We start from the raw sequence: 19,021 nt of genomic DNA on the forward strand, positions 1-19,021 counted from the left end.
GGGGAAGGGGATGCCGCGCTCGCGGCCGACACCCCGTCAAAGCCTGGTGATAACGCGGTCTGCGAGGCCCGCTTCGACGGCTTCCTCTGCTTCGAAATAGGTGTCGGATGCCGTAAGCTCGAAGACGCGCTCGATCGACATGCCGCTGTGCCGCGCGATGACGCCGGCCGTGATGTCGCGGATGCGCATGAGGTCGTCGGCCCGGGCTTTCACGGAAAGCGCGCTGCCGCCGGCGCCGGCGCCGATGAGCGGGTCGTGGATCATGACCCGGCTGTGCGGCAAGATTTCGCGCTCATCGCCGGCGATGAACAGCAGCGCTCCCATGCTTGCCGCCATGCCAAGGCAAACGGTGCGGATGGGGCAGCTCACGGCTTGCATGACGTCGTAAAGCGCCAGGCCGGACTGGACTTCGCCGCCCGGGCTGTTGATATAAAGCGTGATGGGCGCCGTGGGATCTTGACGCTGAAGATGAAGCAGGCCGCGGATGACGACGGCGCAGGATTCAGCACCCACTGAGGTCATAAGCTCGAGTTCGCGTTGGTCGAGCATCTCGTCGCGGATGTCGAGGCGATTGAGGCCTTCTGCGGTTTCGCGGATGATCTGAGGTTGATAGACGAATGCATATTCGCTCATGACGAGCTCCTTCCGAGGGTGAGACGTGACAACCTAGGACGCAACAGGGAAAGCGCAAATCGGCAGCAAGCTAGCATGAGCTACCACGCGCAGGGCGCCGCTTATAAGGTTGTATGGGAAAATCCGATGCACGGCAGCTGCATCGGCAACTCCTATAGGCGCAAGGCCTATCTGCCAGGAGGCGGGTCTCGCGACCCTCGGGTGCTTATGACAGTAGCATGCGTCAAAGCAACACGCAAGTGGGGAAATGGAAAAGTTCCGAGGCTTGGGGACCGTGCCCGGCGATTGCCGCGCGACCTAAGCCTGGCTTGCCGCCCGCGCCCACCGTTTGCGCTCGGTGCCCGCGCTCGTTGCTTGTACCTTGCGCCCTCGCCATGCGACTTCTGGGCGGTTTTGCAGGTGGTTTTGGCTTGGAAGGACGCGGGGCGTCGGCGTTTCCCCAAGTCGACGATGTCTGTAGCGAGCCGCGCCTGCAGCAAACCGCCCAGAAGCCCAGACTCATGTCAAAATCAGAGCCCATTTTCTGCAAAACCGTCCAGAAGTCGTGGGGTGCTGGCATTGGGCATCGAGCGGTTGCGGTTGAGGCTGATTTCCGGGCGCCGGTGTGCACAATGGAAGGGTGTACCTTGCCAGGGTCTCCTTCTCTGTGTTTTTGTTCGGTAAAGCGATCTTGCCTGATCATGCGGAGCTGGCGGGCTTCCCGTGGCACCGTGGGCGCTTCGGCCGGTCCGCCGCGATTGCCATCGTCCCCGCCGCTCCCGGCGCGCCGTCTCTCATTCGCCTCCTTCCCCGTACTCCGAAAGCGGGGGCAATACAAGACTGCAATCGTTGAGCGGAATGGGGTACGCTGGCACCTGAGAACTGAAGCGGTCCCGCTGCTGCGGTACCGGTCGGTTCTCGTCACAAATCCCATGTGATGCGTCGTTGGACGCGGGGATGGGACGCATATTCGACCGAACGATCACCCGCCCAGTTGAACGCCAAGGTTGTATTGGAGCCGCCCTTCGGGGCTGCAACCTTGCCGATCATGAACAGGCGAAGCTGCATTGGAGCCGCCCGTAAGGGCTGTAGCTGCGTCTTTTCGAATCCGGGCTGGGGTTGATCATCTCGTTCACAGGGGTTTGCGATACCCCTTTCTCGGTCTGCGCAACGATTCGGGGGAATCTTGCGCTGCTCAGCTTGATCTGAACTGCGCCGCGTCGCTCAAACGTGGGGAAATCCAATATCACTTGCTGCGTTTTCGCAGTTCTCTTTCCAAAGGAGAATGTCATGGCTATTTCCACCGAGATCGTCGGGAAGACCTTTGGCCCGTTCGTGCGCGATTACACCTTCAAAGACCTTGAGATTTGCGCGCTTGGTTGTGGCGCCGGCTGGGACGGCCGCGTGGACCTGGAGTACGTCAACGAAGGCGACGCCAAGAACCCGGACCTGAAGGTTCTGCCCATTTTCGCCGTGCCGCTGACCGTCAACGAGGAGATGACCACCACCCTCGACTACGGCTTCGACTACTCCGGCTCGCTGCACTACGGCATCGACGTGCATTTCCATGCGCCGTTCAAGATGAACGACCACATCGAGACGTTCGTGACCCAGGAGGCCATCTGGGACCGCGGCGAGGGTCGCGGCTCGCTGTCCAAGCAGGTCGGCAAGTCGTATTCCGCCGACGGTACCCATCTGTGCACGGTCGACACCTACGACTGCTGCATCTACGATGGCGGTTGGGGCGGCGAGCAGCCGCCGAGGGACTCCGTGGAGTACCCCGACCGCGAGCCCGATTTCACGTACGAGGAAACCTACGGCTACAACTGGCCGCTGGTGTATCGCCTGATGGGCGACTGGCATCAGCAGCACATCGACTGGTCCTACACCGAGCAGACCGGCCTTGAGCGCCCGATCGCGCACGGCGTCAGCAGCGCCGGCGTGGCCATGCGTCACGTCATCTCCCTGCTGTTCCCGGGCCATCCCGAGGCTATGACGCGCTTCAAGTGCCGCTTCACCTCCCCGGTGCTGCCGGGCGTGCGCCTGCGCACCATCGTGTGGAAGACCGCTGAGGGCGAGGCGAAGTTCCGCATGGTCAACGCCGATGCGCCCGACTCCAAGCCGTTCCTGAACCACGGCATCGTCGAGTGGGACCCCGCTCGCGCCTAGCGGTTTTGCGCCGCAGCCGGGCGGCTGACGGCTGAGCGGCCGATCGATGCCGCGTAAGCTGATGACGAAGCGGCTCGCCCGGGCATTGGCTTCGTTTGAACGCGGGTTGCGCTTGAAACGGTAGCGACTTGAGCTCGGTTACGGCTTGGGAAGATCGTCCGTGGGTCGAGGATGGCTGAGACCGGGTTTCGGCTGCGAACGAAATATGATTTGCAACGTGTGGCAGGGATGCGTCCCTGCCACACGTGTTTTTGCCTGGCGTTTTACCGGCAGCGCCGGGGTGTTTTGCCGTGTCTGGCGCCAGCGTGCCCGTGTGCTCTTGTTTTCTAATGCAAATGTTGGGCTATCGGGCGGCATCGATCCTGTTAATGAGCGAATTCGCCCACGCGATAGCGTCGTCGACTTCGGGAATCAGGTTTCCGTCTGGCAACTGGTCGGCATAGATGGTTGCCCATTCCTGGCCTCCCGCAATAGTGGGAGGCCATGCTTGCATCTTGCGGTAGGCGAACAGCCTCATGCAGGTTTGACGCACGTCGGAGTAATCGCCTTCGTAAGCCTTGTCGAGCAGCTGCAAGTCGATGAGGTCGTGAGCCCGCATGCTGCTGGGCGCGCTCACGGCGTGTACCTTCTGGGCGATTTGGTGGCGCAGCGCCATGATGGGAATCGGGCCGAGCGGCGGAAACCCCAGGCCTTTGAGGATAGCGTTGGCGTCTTCGGGCGAAACGAAGTCGGGTTTGTCTGCGTCGCCGATTTCGTTGTGGCCTACTTCTAGGTCGATGGTTACTCACGGTTTGCCGTTGTATGATAGCTTCACCGAGAAAGGCTGCATCACATATTGCGGGGGAACGCCTTTGGGATGCGCCTGCCTCTCCTCGACCAACGCGCCCGTGAAGCCCTCCCATCCGGTTGCCAAAGAGCCGGCGAGCTGTTCGGAAAAGTCGTCTATGGCCGAGGCCCGCGCGATGTCGAGGTCGGTCGTGAAGCGCGTAGCCCCATCGCCCAGGCGCATCTTGATGGCGCTACCTCCCTTGACGGAGCCGTCCGGCAGCATTTGGGCGACGATCGTGTTCGCCATGATTGCTCGCTTAGCGATGAGATTCGGCTTCCCGACGAGTCTTTCGAGCGCGACGTCGAGGTTTCTCCTGCTATTCGGCCGTTTTGCTGACATCTGCGCCCTCCAGTTCCTTCTTCAATGAACGAAATTCTTGCTTGCTTACGAAGCCTTGCTTTCTGGCGGTTTCGGCTGCTGCCAGAAGGCGCTCCGGCAGCATCTTGCCTTTGCAAGCGATGATGGCGTCGTATGCGCTTTGGCACGGGATGCCATCGTACGTCGCGCCCGGTTCGATTCCGTCCACCCATTCCACCTTGAGGTTCTCCGGCAGCGCGCGGCGGCAGCGGCGGGGGGTTGCCACGAACGTGCGGGTGGGATTCGTGGGGGCCAGGCCGAGCATGGCGATGACGGATTCGCCGTAGAGCACGGCGCTCGGCCCGACGGACATGACCGCCCAGGCATACGCGTCGTTTTGCTCGGGGACCCACTGCGTGAGCTGGTAGAGGCCGTGGCCGACCTTCGTCACGCGCCCGCGCTTGGCGTATTGCACGAGCTCGTTGTTGGTGATGCCCGCTTCGCGAGCCTGGGCGGAGGTGATTAGGCCGTGGTTGTCGGCCGCGATGTCGAATATGTCTTCGTATTTCGTCATGGCAGGAGTATAACGAAAACATAATACATTTGACAACAATTGACTGTCGAAGAGGGGGTCGTCTTCAAGGCGCGCCTTCCCGCCTGAGCGCCTATGACCGCGGCGCGGGTGCCGGGGAAACTATTGTCGCGAATATGTCTCAGATTGCGAGTTTTCCGAATGGCGAACGCGGCACGGCGTGCGGTGGCTTGCGCTTGGCGCGACATACGCATCGCTCGTTACATCCCGCAAGCGAAATCGACCAGCAAACGCCCTCCCTGTCGCCGGCAAATTCGGAAAACTCGCAATCTGTGGCACGAAACGCTGAAAACGTTCCCGCTCTTCCTTTTTTTCCGCGGGGTTAACTCGGTTGTACAATGAGCGCGTTCTCTATATCGCTTGATGGAAGCGCGCGCGAAAGGATTTCGCTATGGGTACGGACATCGCTGCGGGCAACGCCATGGATGCTGCGGATACCGCCACGGACGTCGCTATGGACATGAAACAGGCTATGCGGCAGCGTCACACCGTGCGGAAGTTCACGTCCGAGCCGCTTTCGCCTGAGCTAATCTCGCAGCTTGACGACCGCGTTCGCGCAAATAACGAGCGCCTTGGGTTGGCGATCTCGCTGAAGGTGGGCGACAAGTCGGCGCTGCCCGGTGCGCTCAAGCTGTTCTTCGCCAAAGGCGTGCGCAACTATTGTATGCTGGCCGGCAGCGACAGGCCCGGGCTTGACGAGGACCTCGGCTACGCAAGCGCCGACTTGATGCTTTTTGCGCAGACGCTCGGGTTGAACACGTGGTGGATCGGCGGCACGTTCAGTCGCAAAAACGTCGAGCGGGCTGTGTCGGGGAAGAAGGTCATCGGCATCGTTGCCGTGGGTTTCGGCGCTACGCCGGGCGTTGCGCACAAGAGCAAGACGGCGCCCGAGGTCAGTTCGTACGAGGGTCCAGAGCCGCAGTGGTTTGCGGATGGCGTGCAGGCGGCGCTTCTAGCCCCGACGGCGCTCAACAAGCAGTGCTTCCGAATCGCCGGCGCAGGCAACAAGGTTTCCATTAGCGAAAACGGCGGCGCGTTCAGCGGCGCGGACATCGGCATCGTAAAGTACCACTTCGAGTTAGGTGCCGGCAACGAATTCGATTGGGCGTAGCCCTCCGCGCGTGACGCTTGTGAGATCGGGGGAGACGAGCATGGCGAAAATCGATACGGACGAGCTGCGCGATTACCTGGAGGACTATTGCGGCACGGCGGCGTCTTCTGGGTTTCCTGCGGCGTTGCTCGATGTTGCGGACATCGAGGACATGGACGGCTACGAACTCTGCGAGAAGGCGGAAGATCTCGAATCGACCTGGGGCGATTCTGGGTTGACTAGTAGTTTGCGCGCGGGTCAAGCGGGCGCGTTGGCGTTAAGGCGCTGCGACCTTTGACGCGCAAGCGCGTAACAAGTTCTCAGCAAGAAGGCGATGCGAATCGTTCCGCATCGCCTTCTTCGCGTTGTCGGGAGCGCCGCGCCGGCAATGGGCCAAGGGCCGCGATTGCGACCGCGTACCGGTTCGCAAAGACGCCTTGTGCGGGAAGGATATCTTGCATGGGGCAGATCACGCCCGCGCGGGCACGCCGACAAAACGAAAGAGCTCCCGTACAGAAGCTCTTTCGTTTTGTCGTTAAGGCTGGCTGTCGAGGTCGATCGAGGCTGTTAGCCCATGTAGTTGACGGAGTCCTCTTCGATCTGCTTGCCGGTTTTGGCGTCGACCCAGCCGTCGGGCACCTCGGACTCGGCATCCGCGTGGCAATCGGTGCAGATGAGCACCGATGCGCGATGCGACTTATGGCAGTCGCTGCACGTGTACTTGTCGTGATGCCAGGAATGCGGGTTGCGCACCATGTCGCTGGTCATCTCGGTCAGGTCGGCCTTCGTCAGCGCCTGGCCATCGCTGTTCACGTGGCAGCCGCTCTTCAGGCAGAACTGCTCGCCCGTGCCGGCATCGTTGCCGGAGTTCTGCATGAGCACTTCCAGGTTCGCCTCTTCAAGCGGGTAATAGTAGTCGCCCGTAAGGGTCGCCTGCACTTCGCCGATCTGCTGGCTGATGATGGGCTCGTGGCATGAAAGGCAGTTCTGGCCCGCTTCCTTGTGGGACACGACCAGCATGGCGCTGCTGTTGGAGACCTCGTTGCCCCATTTGTCGGTGCCCGGGGCGCCGGCCTGCTGATCGTACGTTTCCACGTAGTTGTTCATGGGCGTGTGGCAAAACACGCTGCAGAAGCTGGGGCTGTTATGCCAGGTCCAAAAACCCATGCCCGCCACCACGATGACCACAACCACAACGCCGACGATGGTGAGCTTCTTATTCTTGGGCAGCTTCTGCTTGGGCGCGGGATCTATGCGCTCTTCGCTCATTCGCTGACCTCCTCCTTGATAGTGAATCCGTTTCGTGCAAGCGTTGCGTGAAGCCCCTATCCGATTCGAATGACCGAAACTATAGGCAATCGGGAGCCTAAGGGCATCACCCCCGATGGGGGAAAGTTATGAAAGATTTGCATAATGCCTGATGAGAGTGGAGTTGAGAAGGCTTGCGGTGATGTGGGCGAGCAAGATGGTTCGCTAATCGCTGTGGCGATATCATCGCCGGGGGATCGGTCGCGAAGCGTCTGGCCGGTTTCACGTTTTCCCGTCAAGGTCGAGAGGGGCGCGGTTGAAGCAACGGCTCTTAGCGACTGCCCGACTCGGGGAGGGCCGCGATGCTACCGGCTTTCCCCGGTTGTGGCCAGGTCGATGAGCTCTTGGTGCGAATGGACCCCCAGTTTAGAGTAGATGTGCTTGATATGGCTCTTCGCCGTGTTGCGGCTGATGATCAGGTGGTCCATGATGTAGCGGCCGTTGCGCCCGTGGGCGAGCAAGCCGAACACCTCGCGCTCGCGTGCGGTCAGGCCGAACTCGTCGCTTAGGCGCGCGCAGTTCTCGTCAAGCTGGTTGGAGGCAGGCGCTGCGGCGAGGGCTTCGCGGGCGGATTCGTTCTCGATGCCCTTGCCTGCCGTGTCACCGTCCGCGGTAGCCGTGCGCTTCTCGCCCTGGCCGCACGCGGCAGACGCTTCCCCGGAAGCGTTCGGCGTTGTCCCGGCGGCTCCGCCCATAGCTGCACCAGATTCGGCATATGCTCCGTGGCCATGCCCCTGAACAGGGGATTCCTTGCAGGCCGATCGTCCGGGCTCGTGCCGGTCCGCCCGCTCTGCCTTGCTGCCCGCTGTCATTGTAGCGGCAAATGCCGCTACATCGTCCGTCGTCGCATCGGCCGGCATCTCCCCGTCGCCCGTCGCCGCGCGCACGGCATCCCCGGCGTGCTCGAAGCCGCCTTCGACACCCGCAGCCGGCGTCTTTCCGCGGCTGACCAGGGACCCTCCAGCAGGTTCGCCTTGCTCTCCGGAGCTGGGATGGCTGACCGCTGTGACCGACTCAATGGCATCGGTGAAGCTGAAGGAGCGGAAGCCGCACCACAGAAACGCGAAGAACGCGAACACCATGCTTAAGGCGAATCCGGTTGCCACGAAGAAATCGGTGTGCACGAAATCATTGGTGATATGGCCGGAAACGGCCCCGATCAGCGTGCCGATGCTGCTCATCATCTGCATCGCGCCCGCGGAAACCAGGTAGCCGTACACGTTGCGGCGTCCGATGGCCGCGATGACGGTCCAGGCAAGCACGTCGAAGCACTGCTCCCCGAAACGCAGCAGCGTGCCCGATGTGTTCGCGAATGTTCCGTTAAACGACAACGGTGTTGTCAAAAAACCTGCCATGACGATAAGCACCGAAAGAGTGAACAGCACGTCTTCGCGCTTATTTCCCCAGCTTAGCAGCAGGAAAAGAAGCAAAAGAGCCAAAAGCGGCGTGTTCGCCAGCAGCGTCGGCGGGGCGCTGGCGACTTCGTTGAACGTCAAGGCGAATCCCGAAGCTGCCGAGAACAGCAGGATGCAAACGAAGACGCCATGGAATAGCGGGAGGAACGCGGCGGGGTCGGTCAGCTTCAGGTCGTCGACCGAATCGCCGGCGCTGGTGATGTCGAGCACACGGCTTGCGGGTTTCGCAGCCCAAGCCGCCACGATGATTTGCACGGCCCCAAGCAGCAGGATGGCGTTCAGCGGCGTGCCAACGGCGCCCCTGAGCAGGTCAAGCACGCTGAAGATGAACAAACCCAATGCTATGGCGAAGCTGACCTGCTTACCGGATTCAAGCTGGAACAGGCATAATGCGAACAAACATAGGGTCAGGGCCCTTCCGGCGGATCGACAGAAGATGCCAAGCGAAAGCAGCGTGATGCTGTGGGCGCTCAGCCCTGCGGCCACGCACGCCATGGCGGCAAACGTGAACGCGCAAGCCAGCGCTACGAGCACGGGTGCGCGGACGATCCGGGGTTTTCGGTACGCGATTGCGGTTACCGCTAGGAAGGTTGCCGTGGTCACAAGCGTGGATATCTCCCTGATCCATCCGTCGGCAGAGGCGACCAAGGGGTAAAGGTACCCGTTGGTCATCGAGCCCACCAGCTTTATAGCGGCGTATGCGAATGCGCACGCAAGCATGCCCGGCGTGAAGATGGACGAGATATCATCTTTGGTGGATGCGATGCGCATGGGGCTCCTTCCTGCTTACGGTTTCGTGCATTATACTCGCTTCACGCTATCGGTGAAACCGAAGCAACCCTTCTCTCATCTGGGCAAACGTAAAGTTTCACCCTATTGGGGTGGCAAACAGGGCGCAAAACCCCTCTTTCTCATTTCGCTCCCCTTCGCAAGCTTCATCCTCTCGAAGGATGCCCCATGTGGGGTGGTGACGCTTCCGCGCCTTCTTCGTATGCTGCGGCTCAGCGTATTGCTAAAAGCCCGATCCGATTCGAACCCGTCGAGCGAGAACCATACGCATACACAATGGAGGGAATAGCATGAACGAACAGACTCGTGGGCTCAGCCGCCGCAGCTTCCTGACCGGTGCCGCCGGCATGGGCGCCCTGGCCGCATTGGGCTTGACCGGTTGCGCCGCGCCGAAGAACGCTGCTGAGCGCGCTGCCGATGTGGCCGCCATCAAGAACGGCAACGCCTCCGCCGGCGCTTCCGGCGTCGATTGGCTGGGCACCGCCCCGGAAATCGCCTCCGGTGACATCAATGAAACCGTCGAAACCGACGTGCTGGTCGTCGGCGCGGGCATGTCCGGCATCATGGCCGGTGCCACGCTGGCCGAGCTGGGCGCGAACTTCGTGATCGTGGAGAAGGGCGCTGAGTCCGCCGCCACTCATTACGACATCGGCGCCATCCATTCGCGCTGGCAGAAGGAGCAGGACCTCGACTTCGACGAGAGCCGTTGGATCAACGAGCATGCGCGTTACGCGTCCTTCAAAAACGACCAGTCCGTCCTGCGCACGTGGATCGAGAACTCCGGTGCCACCGTCGAGTGGATCGCCGACACGTACACGAAGCATTTCGGCCAGGAGTCCAAGGTCGTCGTAGACACCGAGAACGATAACGCCGGCGGCACTTCCTACTTCATCCCGCCCGAGTGCCATCACGTGTCCAACCCTGGCTTCGTGAACGAGCGCGGCCAGACCGAGCATGTCAAGGCCATGACGAAGGTCATCGAGGACGACGGCGGTCAGGTGTTGTACAGCCACGACCTGGTGAAGCTGGTGCAGGACGGCGACGGTGCCGTGACGGGCGCCATCTTCAAGGTGGAGAACGGGTACAAGCAGGTCAACGCGAAGAAGGGCGTTATCCTGGCTTGCGGCGGCTATGCTGCGAACGCCGACATGCTGCAGGCTCGCGACCCCGAGGCCGTGCGCTGCATCACGTCGCTGAACTACAACACGAACAACACCGGCGCCGGCATCAAGGCGGCGCTTTGGGCGGGCGCTGATATGGACGGTGTGGGCGCAACCATGGTGTTCGACCGTGGCATCGTCAAGCCCGGTCAGGACGCCGGCATGGACGAGTCTGGCAATTGGGCGACCAACGGCCAGTTCAACCTTGGCTCCCAGCCGTTCCTGAAGGTGGACCGCAACGGCGAGCGCATCGCCAACGAGTCCGCGAACTACGACGCCATCCCCTTCGCCGCCGCTTCGCATCCCGGCGGCGTGTGGTGTCAGGTGTTCGACGTGAACGCTCCCGCTGACGTGCAGATCTTCAAGACCCAGGGCTGCTCGGCGAACACGTGGAAGAGCGCCCTGAAGGACAAGACCGTCGACGAGGCGTACAAAAAGCAGCTGGACGGCGGCCTGATGATGAAGGCCGACACGCTTGAGGAGCTTGCGGGCAAGCTCGGCTTCGAAGGCGATGCCAAGGAGCAGTTCCTGAAGACCGTCGAGAACTACAACGCCATGTACGATGCGGGCGCCGATACGCAGTTCGGCAAGGAGGCTTATCGCCTGTCCGCTATTCGCCAGGCGCCATTCTATGGCGCGTGGTATGGCGGTTCGCTGCTGACCACCATCGACGGCCTGCGTATCAACAAGCATTGCCAGGTCGTCGATAAGAGCCGCAAGCCGATCAAGGGCCTGTACGCCGTGGGCACCTGCTCCGGCAGCTACTATGCCGGCAACTACCCGGTGTACCTGGTGGGCAACTGCCTGGGCCGTCAGGTCACGTTCGGCCGCTATGCCGCCCGCCATGCGGCCGGCGACATCGCGTAAAGGCCGCTTGTTACGGCGGGGCGCTGGCGGCAGCGTGCGTCGGCGAGGCCCCGGAGGCCGGTGACGCGGGTTCCGGGCGCCCTCCTTGAGGGGCGTCGGCATCGGCGCTGTGGGTGCCGACGGCGACCGGAGCAGCGGGCGCCGCGCCCGCTGCCGTTAGCTCACGCACACCACGTGCAGGACGTCGCCGTCCACGGTGAAGGCGACGTCCAGGCCCGCGTAGGCCAGGTGGTAGACGCGAGTCGGCTCGTGCTTGCTGCCGGCGCGCCGAGGGTCCTGGCGCAGCACCTCCGTCAGGCCAGGCAGCTTGCCGGCGGGCACTTCGGCCTGCAGCTGTTCGGGAAAGTCCACGTCAAGCTCGTGCCAGGGCGCGTCCTCGATCCACCCGCCGCAAGCGTCGGGGTGGCAGTCGGCGAAGGGGATGTAGGGCTTGATGTCGTAGATGGGCGTGCCGTCGCGCAGGTCCGCGCCCAGCACGTGGATGATGGGGCCGGCGTCCGTGAGCTCCACGCGGTCGAGTTTCACGCACGTCAGCCCGATGGGGTTCGGGCGGAACGGGCTGCGTGTGGCGAACACGCCTACGCGCTCGGCACCGCCCAGCCGCGGCGGCCGCACGGTAGGCGACCAGCGCGCGGGCTTGGGGGAGGCGGCGGGTGCGTGCCTGCTCGCTGCCGCCGCGGCGGCAGCTCGCGTGCCGGCGACGTCGGCGGCGCCTCCGCCGGGTTCGCCGTTCTCGAAACGCCAGAGCAGCCACAGGTGCGAGAAGCTGTCGATTCCGGCAACGGCGCTGTTCAGCGCGTATTCCGGCTCGAACACGATGCGCCCCTGCAGATGCGGGGCAAGGAAGCTGTTGCGGGGGATGCCGAACTTCTGCGGCAAATCGGTATGTATGTGAGCGATAGGTTTCATGCGCGCTATTGTATCGCGGCGCGCTGCGCCCAGCCGCGCCGCTCGCCGAAGGTTCTGCGGCATTTGCGTTGGAATCCGCTGGCATTTACTACTATGAAAGTATCAAATGCGGCGTCTGACGCCGTGCTCGGCGAAGGAGGCTTTCATGGCGGATTCGAAGCGGCTGTTGGCGGATGCGCTCACGGGCCTGATGGAATGCAAGCCGCTCGACCAGGTGCGCGTCGCCGAGATCGCCGCCGCGGCCGGCGTGAGCAAGCAGACCTTCTATCACCACTTCTCCGACAAGTATCACCTGATGGAGTACTGTTTCCGCGACATGTTCGCCGCCCCTTTCGAGCGGATGGGGACGCTTGCGCCCTTCGACGAGTGCTACATCGAGTTCCTCCAGCTGTGCCATGAGCGCAAGACGTTTTTGCGCAACGCCTTCACCTCCCAGGACGTGAACAGCCTGTATCGCGTGATGCACCACGCGCTGCGCGACGCGTTCGGCGCCCGCGTGCGCGTGCACGGCGTGCTCGATGAGGGGGAAACGGGGTTTTGCCTGGACTTCTTCTCGAAAGGCTGCGCAGGCTGTACGCGCCATTGGTTCGACCAAGGTATGGATTCAACGACGTCGAGCTGGTAGGCCTCATCCGCCAGTGCATCCCCGTAGGGGCCGCAGGGTTTTTCGAGTAGCTGGCTGCTAGGGGCGTGAACAGGGGACGGAGGTGTGTTCACGCTAGTCTTTTGGGAGCGCGGCGCATCGCCGTGAACACACCTCCGTCCCCTGTTCACGCGCACAGCCCATTTGCATGCGTTGTGTCGGGAGTTCCTAGGGCGTAGTTGCCGCTACAGTTCGACTTCTGGGCTGTTTTGCAGGTTTTGGCCCTTGTTTTCGCCTTGAAATCTCACTTCTGGGCGGTTATCGCGCGTCATTTTCGCGTTCGTCAAATAAGCCGCAAGAAAACCCCTGGTCAGGAAAATCCCAATGATGCGCTTATGATTTCGCGGCCTGCAAAACCGCCCAGAAGTAACGGGGTCGTGGTAGACGGGGGCGTGAACACGCCCTCAGCACGAAATCACGTGGTGAACAAGTTGACGAATCGCGTAAAACGTAAAGTACACCCTTTACAAAACACTGTTTGGGTCCATTCCTCCCACAATTCACGCTCCCTATAATCCTCCTCGTAGGGTCGAGCGCGCATAGGGCGTTTGCTCGAGGCGCCCGCGAGGTTTAGCGCTTTCGCCGGGGCGCACGTTGCCTGCCTGCTCCGAAGGGGGCTGCGAACCGCCGCGCTGAATCGCGTCGGCGACGCGGCAAAGCAGCAGGCGGGCGCAAGCAAGAGGAAGGAACAACATGGACAAATCCGGAATCAGCCGTCGTAGCTTTCTGACCGGCGCCGCCGCCATCAGCGCGGCGCTTGCCGGCGCGGGCCTGACGGGCTGCGCTCCGAAGGTGGTCGGCGTAGCGGGCGGCGCCGCAGGCGCAGCCGGCTCGGGCAGCGGCCAGACGATGGGCTTCGACGGCACGGGCACCATGCCGTGGCTCGGTGAGGCGCCGTCCATCTCCGACAGCGACGTGGCCGAGACGCTTGACGCAGACGTTGTGGTCGTAGGCCTTGGCTGCGCGGGCGTCCCCGCAACGCGCGCGGCCGCCGAAGCCGGCGCGAAAGTCATCGCTATCGAAGCGTCCGCCCAGCTCAACAGCGTGGCCAGCGACATGGCCATCCTGGGCGGCGAGACCATGGCCAAGTGGGAGCGCGGCGACGGCTTCCTGGACAAGCACATGGTGATCAACATGCACATGGAGGAGGGCAGCCACCACTCCAACTTCGGCATCATCAGCCGTTATTGCGACGAGTCGGGCAAGGCGTTCGACTGGTTCGTCAAGGGGTGCCCGGACATGTACATCGCGTCCGAAAGCTATGAGGAGGTCCCCGAGGCCAACCGCGCCCACTATCTGTTCCCGTACTTCTATCCCATGCTGGAGACGTACGACTACACGAAAGAGGACATGCCGTGCTACCCCACGTCCGTGGGCTTCTCCAGCCTGGCCACGGCCATGGCCGACAACCTCAAGCGCGCCCAGGAGGCCGGCGCCGAGGTTCGCTACAACACGAAGGGCGTGAAGCTCATCACGGCCGATGACGGCAGCATCGCGGGCATCTACGCGCAGGACACCAGCGCGGGCAAGTACCTGAAGATTAACGCGAAAAGCGTCATCCTGGCCACGGGCGACTACCTGGCCAACGAGGACATGATGAAGTACTTCGCCCCCGCGTGCGTCGAGAACGGCAACCAGATCCTGTCGCTGGACCTGGACGCGCAGGGCAATTACACCAACGTCGGCGACGGCCACAAGATGGGCGTGTGGGCCGGTGCGGCGGTGGAGCAGTGGCATGCGCCGATGATTCACCACATGGGCGGCGGTGCCGGCTCCGACGGCCGCGGCGTCATCGGCAACAACGGCTTTCTGTGGCTCAACCTGCGCGGCAAGCGCTTCATGAACGAGGATGTGCCTGGTCAGCAGCTCGAGAACCAGGTGGAGCTGCAGCCGCAGCGCACGGCCTACCAGTTCTTCGACAGCTCCTGGCCCGAGCAGCTCAAGTACTTCCCGGCCGCTCACGGCATCGCCTGCATCTACAAGGACGAGGCGATGCCCGACTGGACGCCGGCGGGCCTGAGGATCAACGTGCGCTGCCCGGCCGATATCGAGGCCGCCGTCGCCGAGGGCCGCTGCCTGAAGGCCGACACCCTCGATGAGCTGCTGGCGAAGATCGACGGCATGAACGCCCAGGTGGCGAAGGAGTCCATCGAGCGCTACAACCAGCTGGCGAAGGCCGGCTCCGACGACGATTTCGGCAAGAGCAGCCAGCGTCTGTTCGCCCTGGAGAACGGGCCGTTTTACGCCGCCGAGTGCGGCGTGGCGCTCACGCTGGCGAATCTGGGCGGCCTGGAGTCCGACAGCGACTGCCACGTGTACAACACCGAGCGCGAGGTAATCTCTGGCCTGTACGTGGCCGGCGCCCCGCAGGGCGGCCGCTTCAACGTGCAGTACCCCATCTCGCTCAAGGGCCTGTCCGCCGGCATGTGCATGGTGTTCGGCAAGATCGCCGGCGAGAACGCCGCGGCGGGCAAGTAGGAGGCTGCCATGACCGACGAGAACAAGGTTGCGGAAATCGTTTCCGCAGATGAGAAGGTTGCTGGCTGCGCCGGAGCGGGCGCGACCCCGTCGCGCAAGCGCAGCTGCCGCAAGGTGACGGCGGTTACGGCCACCGTGGCCGTGGTGCTGGTAGCGGCCGGGGCGGGTTTCATGGTGTGGCATGAGCAGCCCAGCTTCTGCAACGCGATCTGCCACACGCCCATGGACGGCTACTTGACCACCTACGAGTCCACGCCGGGCGAGGCCGCCACGGACAAGTGGGGCAACCAGGTCGCCGACGCGTCCAGCATGCTGGCGCCGGTGCACGCTCAGGAGGGCATCACGTGCGTGGGCTGCCACGTGCCGCAGATGTCCGAGCAGGTCACCGAGGGTTTGGGCTGGCTGACCGGCAGCTACAGCGTCGTGCAGACCGCTGATGAGCGCTTCGTGCCCGAGGAGAAGTCGCTGTCCGACCTGACCGCGGCGCGCGGCATCGCCAGCGAGGCGTTCTGCCTGAACTCGGGTTGCCACGTCAACGACGACGGCTCCGCCATGACGCGCGACGACCTGGTGGAGAAGACCAGCTACATGAAGCGCAACCCGCACGTGCAGGAGCACGGCGAGGTCGCCTGCAGCGAGTGCCACAAGGCGCACCGCGCGTCCACCGTGTACTGCAGCAAGTGCCACAGCGACGCCACCATCCCCGATGGCTGGATTAGCTACAAGGAAGCCGAGGCCCTCGAGCCCACGGCGGTCGAGTAGGAAAGGAGCACGCCCGCGAGCGTGCTGCGAGTCCACCCCGCTTGCAAGCCCCTGCCGGGAATCCCAGCAGGGGCTTTTTTGCTGCCAGGTGAACAGGGGGGCGTGAACAGGGGACGGAGGTGTGTTCACGCTAGCCCTTTGGGAGCGCGGCGCATCGCCGTGAACACACCTCCGTCCCCTGTTCACGCGCGTTCATCTTTGCCACCTAATCGTTACCGTGAGCGTTGCGATTTCTCCGGTAAACGGCGTGCGGTAGCGGTACACTGACAATAGCTGTAACGGTGCGGGCTTCGTCAGGGGAAACCGCAAAGTCCGCTCATGTGAAGGGGGTGCCGCCATGGCGGTCAATCGTTTCGTGCTCAACAACATCTCGTATCACGGTGCCGGTGCGATCGGGGAGATTCCCGGCGAAATCGCGCGCCGCGGCTTCGCGAAGGCGTTCGTGTGCTCCGACCCTGACCTGGTGAGATTCGGCGTCACGGGCAAGGTGACGGCTAAGCTCGACGAGGCAGGCATCCCGTGGGAGCTCTACGACCAGATCAAGCCCAACCCCACCATCAAAAACGTGCAGGACGGCGTGGCTGCGTTCAAGGCTTCCGGCGCCGACATGATCGTCGCCGTGGGCGGCGGTTCGGCTATGGATACCGCCAAGGGCATCGGCATCATCGCGGAGAACCCCGAGTTCGCCGACGTGGTCTCGCTTGAAGGCGTCGCGCCCACGAAGAACCACGCCACGTTCACCATCGCCGTCCCCACCACGGCGGGCACGGCAGCCGAGGTCACCATCAACTATGTGATCACCGACCCGGAAAAGGTGCGCAAGTTCGTGTGCGTCGACGTCAACGATATCCCCGACGTGGCGGTGGTCGACCCCGACATGATGGCCAGCATGCCGGCGGGCCTGACCGCGGCCACGGGCATGGACGCGCTCACGCACGCCATCGAGGGCTACACCACGAAGGGCGCGTGGGAGCTGTCCGACATGTTCCATCTGAAGGCCATCGAGCTGATCTCGAAGAACCTGCGCGCGGCATACGCCGAGGCGAAGTCGGGCAAGCCGGGCGCCGGCCGCGAGGGCATGGCGCTTGGCCAGTACGTCGCCGGCATGGGCTTCTCCAACGTCGGCCTGGGCATCGATCATGCCATGGCGCATACGCTGTCGGCGCACTACGACACGCCGCACGGCGTGGCGTGCGCAATGCTGTTGCCAGTGGCCATGGAGTTCAACAAGCCGGTGTGCGCCGAGCGTCTGGTTGACGTGGCGCGCGCTATGGGCGTCGACGTTGCGGGTATGAGCACGGAAGAGGCCGCCGATGCGGCCATCGCCGCCGTGCGCCAGCTGTCCGCTGACGTGGAGATTCCGCACACTTGCAACGGTTTGGTGGCGGAAGACCTCGAGCAGCTGGCAACCGACGCCATGGCCGACGCCTGCTTCCCGGGCAATCCCCGCGAAGCCGACCACGCCCAGGTGGTCGACCTGTTCCGCAAGGTGATGGCGTAAGGTTGCGTTTCCGGGTGCGGCCTCATGGATAAGACTGCGCGCGAAGGGTCGTAAACGCAGGAGAGCGTGAGTACGCCGCCAAAGGGCCAGCAGTTTGAGCGACGGTAAGGGCCAGCAACTCGTTTCGAGTTGCTGGCCCTTTTTTGGCGGCGAAGCGGTGTGGGCGCCGATGACGTCACGGTGGTGCGTCGGTGGGGTCGCCACGATGTGCTTGTTCGAGCTGCATGTTCGATATCGAGCTCGGTCTGGTGCTGCTTTGGGGTTTTGCGGCGCGGCGCGGGTTTCCGCTTTGCGGCCCAAGATGTCCTTTTCGCTATGGGGCGTGCCAATTACCAGGAGAAACCGTTCGTCGATGAAGTCATTTCGGCAATCTTGGGCATAGCTGTGCGTTTGCTATGCTGAAGCCCCCCAATTGAAGGAGGCGACATGCGCAAGAACGGCAACATGCTTGAATGGGCAATTGAGGTTGCGGTGGTCGTTGCAATCGTGCTCTTGCTGATGGGAGCATGCTTTTGGGTGGTTCCGCATCTTCAGAAAATGGATCGCTCAGCGTCGCCTACGTTCTCGGTCTTTGACGCCGAAGATGCACAATCGAAAAGGGGAAGCGTTCCGCAATCCGACGATATGGTTGGCGGTATCGACGATGTGGTCTTTCATGGTAAAGGGGTTGTGACGTCTTTGGACGCCGCCGCGCTCATTGCGTGCATTCGCATAACGTCAGAGGATTCTTATGGTCTTGAGCAAGGCGGAGAATATCGCTTCAATTTCGATGAGCGCTTCGAGCAAGTAAAGCTTACGCTCGATGGTATCGATGTTGGCAGCGTTGTGGATTTTCGCTATCGAGCCATTACCTGCGACAAGGAAGGAACCCTCGTGGGCGAGTTCATTACGCTGGCGCTATAGGCTGCGGAAGGGTTTCGCGGTGCCGCTTGTGTTTGGGTGAACAGGGTGGTGCGGCGCTTCCGGGGGTGTCTGCGGTGCTCGTGGCCGAAAATGCGAGAGATGCGCAACTGCGGGAGGGTTCGATAGGGTACCCGTGTGCAGTTGGGCAGCAAATGCGGCGTTCAAGGTCGATTTCGCCGCATCGAGACCCGGATTCGGCTCCAATCCGGGTCGTGTCGGTGCAACGCTCGGTTTTTTGTCCATCACGCGGTCTTTTACCAAGCGTGTTGCCCTCGAAGGGTCGCGTCCGTCGGGCGAGATTAGCTTTGGGGTGCTCTTGCGTGCTTCAAAGCGCGGACAGCAAACGCGTCAGGCGAACGAGGGGCGTCGGGCGAACAGGGGACGGAGGTGTGTTCACGACAGCGCGTTGCGCTCCCGAAGGGTTAGCGTGAACACACCTCCGTCCCCTGTTCGCCGTCTGCGGCAACCGACAGCCGGCAACTTGCAGCTTTGCGAAGCAGATCACGCCCAGGTGGTCGACATGTTCCGCAAGGTCATGGCGTAAGGTTGTTGGCGCTAGCCCCGAGCCGAGGCGCTGGTGCAAGACCAGAATGGCTGCGATAAAGGCATAACCTACTAGGGGTTGGCCCCGGAAAAACTCCGGGGCCGACCCCTTCTCGTTTGTTAACGATTCTCATGTGGGCTGCAGTGCATTTCG

Annotated in this window: 16 protein-coding genes; 9 read left to right on the forward strand and 7 right to left on the reverse strand. The window is 62.7% G+C overall.

Features of this window, described 5'->3' with window-relative positions:
- Positions 1–36: 36 nt before the first annotated feature.
- On the reverse strand, positions 37–633 hold the full coding sequence (locus RDW26_RS07110) for an ATP-dependent Clp protease proteolytic subunit (RefSeq protein ID WP_307983049.1): 597 nt from the start codon (positions 631–633) through the stop codon (positions 37–39).
- Between the two features lie 1,269 nt (positions 634–1,902).
- Between RDW26_RS07110 and RDW26_RS07115 the strand changes: the two genes are divergently transcribed.
- The gene (locus RDW26_RS07115) at positions 1,903–2,781 is read left to right on the forward strand and encodes a MaoC/PaaZ C-terminal domain-containing protein (protein WP_276668507.1); all 879 of its coding nucleotides are present in this window, start codon (positions 1,903–1,905) and stop codon (positions 2,779–2,781) included.
- 343 nt (positions 2,782–3,124) lie between these two features.
- Here the strand turns inward: RDW26_RS07115 and RDW26_RS07120 are convergent, their stop codons facing one another.
- The 3 genes from RDW26_RS07120 to RDW26_RS07130 form a co-directional block, all read right to left on the reverse strand.
- Complete coding sequence (locus tag RDW26_RS07120) at positions 3,125–3,397, reverse strand: hypothetical protein (RefSeq protein WP_307983050.1); 273 nt, start codon at positions 3,395–3,397, stop codon at positions 3,125–3,127.
- Between the two features lie 168 nt (positions 3,398–3,565).
- Entirely contained in the window at positions 3,566–3,856 is a 291-nt protein-coding gene (locus RDW26_RS07125) for a hypothetical protein (RefSeq protein WP_307983051.1), read from the reverse strand.
- A gap of 70 nt (positions 3,857–3,926) precedes the next feature.
- Positions 3,927–4,481, reverse strand: coding sequence for a type IV toxin-antitoxin system AbiEi family antitoxin domain-containing protein (locus RDW26_RS07130; RefSeq protein ID WP_307983052.1), 555 nt, complete (start codon positions 4,479–4,481; stop codon positions 3,927–3,929).
- A 409-nt stretch (positions 4,482–4,890) separates the two neighbouring features.
- Here RDW26_RS07130 and RDW26_RS07135 point away from each other — a divergent pair, with 409 nt between their 5' ends.
- Both RDW26_RS07135 and RDW26_RS07140 read left to right on the forward strand, forming a co-directional pair.
- Positions 4,891–5,610, forward strand: coding sequence for a nitroreductase family protein (locus RDW26_RS07135; RefSeq protein WP_307983053.1), 720 nt, complete (start codon positions 4,891–4,893; stop codon positions 5,608–5,610).
- 40 nt (positions 5,611–5,650) lie between these two features.
- On the forward strand, positions 5,651–5,887 hold the full coding sequence (locus RDW26_RS07140; RefSeq protein WP_307983054.1) for a hypothetical protein: 237 nt from the start codon (positions 5,651–5,653) through the stop codon (positions 5,885–5,887).
- A 269-nt stretch (positions 5,888–6,156) separates the two neighbouring features.
- Here the strand turns inward: RDW26_RS07140 and RDW26_RS07145 are convergent, their stop codons facing one another.
- On the reverse strand, positions 6,157–6,858 hold the full coding sequence (locus tag RDW26_RS07145) for a cytochrome c3 family protein (RefSeq protein ID WP_307983055.1): 702 nt from the start codon (positions 6,856–6,858) through the stop codon (positions 6,157–6,159).
- Positions 6,859–7,202: 344 nt separating this feature from the next.
- Positions 7,203–9,083: a helix-turn-helix transcriptional regulator gene (locus tag RDW26_RS07150; RefSeq protein ID WP_307983056.1), complete on the reverse strand. Its 1,881-nt coding sequence runs from the start codon at positions 9,081–9,083 to the stop codon at positions 7,203–7,205.
- Positions 9,084–9,391: 308 nt separating this feature from the next.
- Between RDW26_RS07150 and RDW26_RS07155 the strand changes: the two genes are divergently transcribed.
- Positions 9,392–11,128, forward strand: a complete 1,737-nt coding sequence (locus tag RDW26_RS07155; protein WP_307983057.1) for an FAD-dependent oxidoreductase — start codon at positions 9,392–9,394, stop codon at positions 11,126–11,128.
- 156 nt (positions 11,129–11,284) lie between these two features.
- On the opposite strand, the gene RDW26_RS07160 is transcribed toward RDW26_RS07155, so the two are convergent.
- Complete coding sequence (locus tag RDW26_RS07160; protein WP_307983058.1) at positions 11,285–12,037, reverse strand: TrmO family methyltransferase; 753 nt, start codon at positions 12,035–12,037, stop codon at positions 11,285–11,287.
- Between the two features lie 145 nt (positions 12,038–12,182).
- Between RDW26_RS07160 and RDW26_RS07165 the strand changes: the two genes are divergently transcribed.
- The 5 genes from RDW26_RS07165 to RDW26_RS07185 all read left to right on the forward strand — a co-directional run bounded on the left by RDW26_RS07165 (position 12,183) and on the right by RDW26_RS07185 (position 18,324).
- Positions 12,183–12,662, forward strand: a complete 480-nt coding sequence (locus RDW26_RS07165; protein ID WP_307983059.1) for a TetR family transcriptional regulator — start codon at positions 12,183–12,185, stop codon at positions 12,660–12,662.
- A 711-nt stretch (positions 12,663–13,373) separates the two neighbouring features.
- Positions 13,374–15,158, forward strand: coding sequence for an FAD-binding protein (locus RDW26_RS07170; protein WP_307983060.1), 1,785 nt, complete (start codon positions 13,374–13,376; stop codon positions 15,156–15,158).
- 9 nt (positions 15,159–15,167) lie between these two features.
- On the forward strand, positions 15,168–15,920 hold the full coding sequence (locus RDW26_RS07175) for a cytochrome c3 family protein (RefSeq protein ID WP_307983061.1): 753 nt from the start codon (positions 15,168–15,170) through the stop codon (positions 15,918–15,920).
- A 337-nt stretch (positions 15,921–16,257) separates the two neighbouring features.
- Positions 16,258–17,421, forward strand: coding sequence for a lactaldehyde reductase (gene fucO, locus RDW26_RS07180; protein WP_307983062.1), 1,164 nt, complete (start codon positions 16,258–16,260; stop codon positions 17,419–17,421).
- A 426-nt stretch (positions 17,422–17,847) separates the two neighbouring features.
- Positions 17,848–18,324: a hypothetical protein gene (locus tag RDW26_RS07185; protein ID WP_307983063.1), complete on the forward strand. Its 477-nt coding sequence runs from the start codon at positions 17,848–17,850 to the stop codon at positions 18,322–18,324.
- Positions 18,325–19,021: the final 697 nt, after the last annotated feature.

Source organism: uncultured Senegalimassilia sp. (genome assembly GCF_902464545.1).
Classification (GTDB): domain Bacteria; phylum Actinomycetota; class Coriobacteriia; order Coriobacteriales; family Eggerthellaceae; genus Senegalimassilia.

What these genes read in the sequence shown, in the direction of transcription:
- RDW26_RS07140 (WP_307983054.1), top strand. Translation starts at nt 5,651, where the DNA reads ATGGCGAAAATCGATACGGACGAGCTGCGCGATTACCTGGAGGACTAT.
- RDW26_RS07130 (WP_307983052.1), bottom strand. Translation starts at nt 4,481, where the DNA reads ATGACGAAATACGAAGACATATTCGACATCGCGGCCGACAACCACGGC.
- RDW26_RS07125 (WP_307983051.1), bottom strand. Translation starts at nt 3,856, where the DNA reads ATGGCGAACACGATCGTCGCCCAAATGCTGCCGGACGGCTCCGTCAAG.
- RDW26_RS07110 (WP_307983049.1), bottom strand. Translation starts at nt 633, where the DNA reads ATGAGCGAATATGCATTCGTCTATCAACCTCAGATCATCCGCGAAACC.
- fucO (WP_307983062.1), top strand. Translation starts at nt 16,258, where the DNA reads ATGGCGGTCAATCGTTTCGTGCTCAACAACATCTCGTATCACGGTGCC.
- RDW26_RS07160 (WP_307983058.1), bottom strand. Translation starts at nt 12,037, where the DNA reads ATGAAACCTATCGCTCACATACATACCGATTTGCCGCAGAAGTTCGGC.
- RDW26_RS07115 (WP_276668507.1), top strand. Translation starts at nt 1,903, where the DNA reads ATGGCTATTTCCACCGAGATCGTCGGGAAGACCTTTGGCCCGTTCGTG.
- RDW26_RS07155 (WP_307983057.1), top strand. Translation starts at nt 9,392, where the DNA reads ATGAACGAACAGACTCGTGGGCTCAGCCGCCGCAGCTTCCTGACCGGT.
- RDW26_RS07150 (WP_307983056.1), bottom strand. Translation starts at nt 9,083, where the DNA reads ATGCGCATCGCATCCACCAAAGATGATATCTCGTCCATCTTCACGCCG.
- RDW26_RS07135 (WP_307983053.1), top strand. Translation starts at nt 4,891, where the DNA reads ATGGGTACGGACATCGCTGCGGGCAACGCCATGGATGCTGCGGATACC.
- RDW26_RS07145 (WP_307983055.1), bottom strand. Translation starts at nt 6,858, where the DNA reads ATGAGCGAAGAGCGCATAGATCCCGCGCCCAAGCAGAAGCTGCCCAAG.
- RDW26_RS07165 (WP_307983059.1), top strand. Translation starts at nt 12,183, where the DNA reads ATGGCGGATTCGAAGCGGCTGTTGGCGGATGCGCTCACGGGCCTGATG.
- RDW26_RS07185 (WP_307983063.1), top strand. Translation starts at nt 17,848, where the DNA reads ATGCGCAAGAACGGCAACATGCTTGAATGGGCAATTGAGGTTGCGGTG.
- RDW26_RS07175 (WP_307983061.1), top strand. Translation starts at nt 15,168, where the DNA reads ATGACCGACGAGAACAAGGTTGCGGAAATCGTTTCCGCAGATGAGAAG.
- RDW26_RS07170 (WP_307983060.1), top strand. Translation starts at nt 13,374, where the DNA reads ATGGACAAATCCGGAATCAGCCGTCGTAGCTTTCTGACCGGCGCCGCC.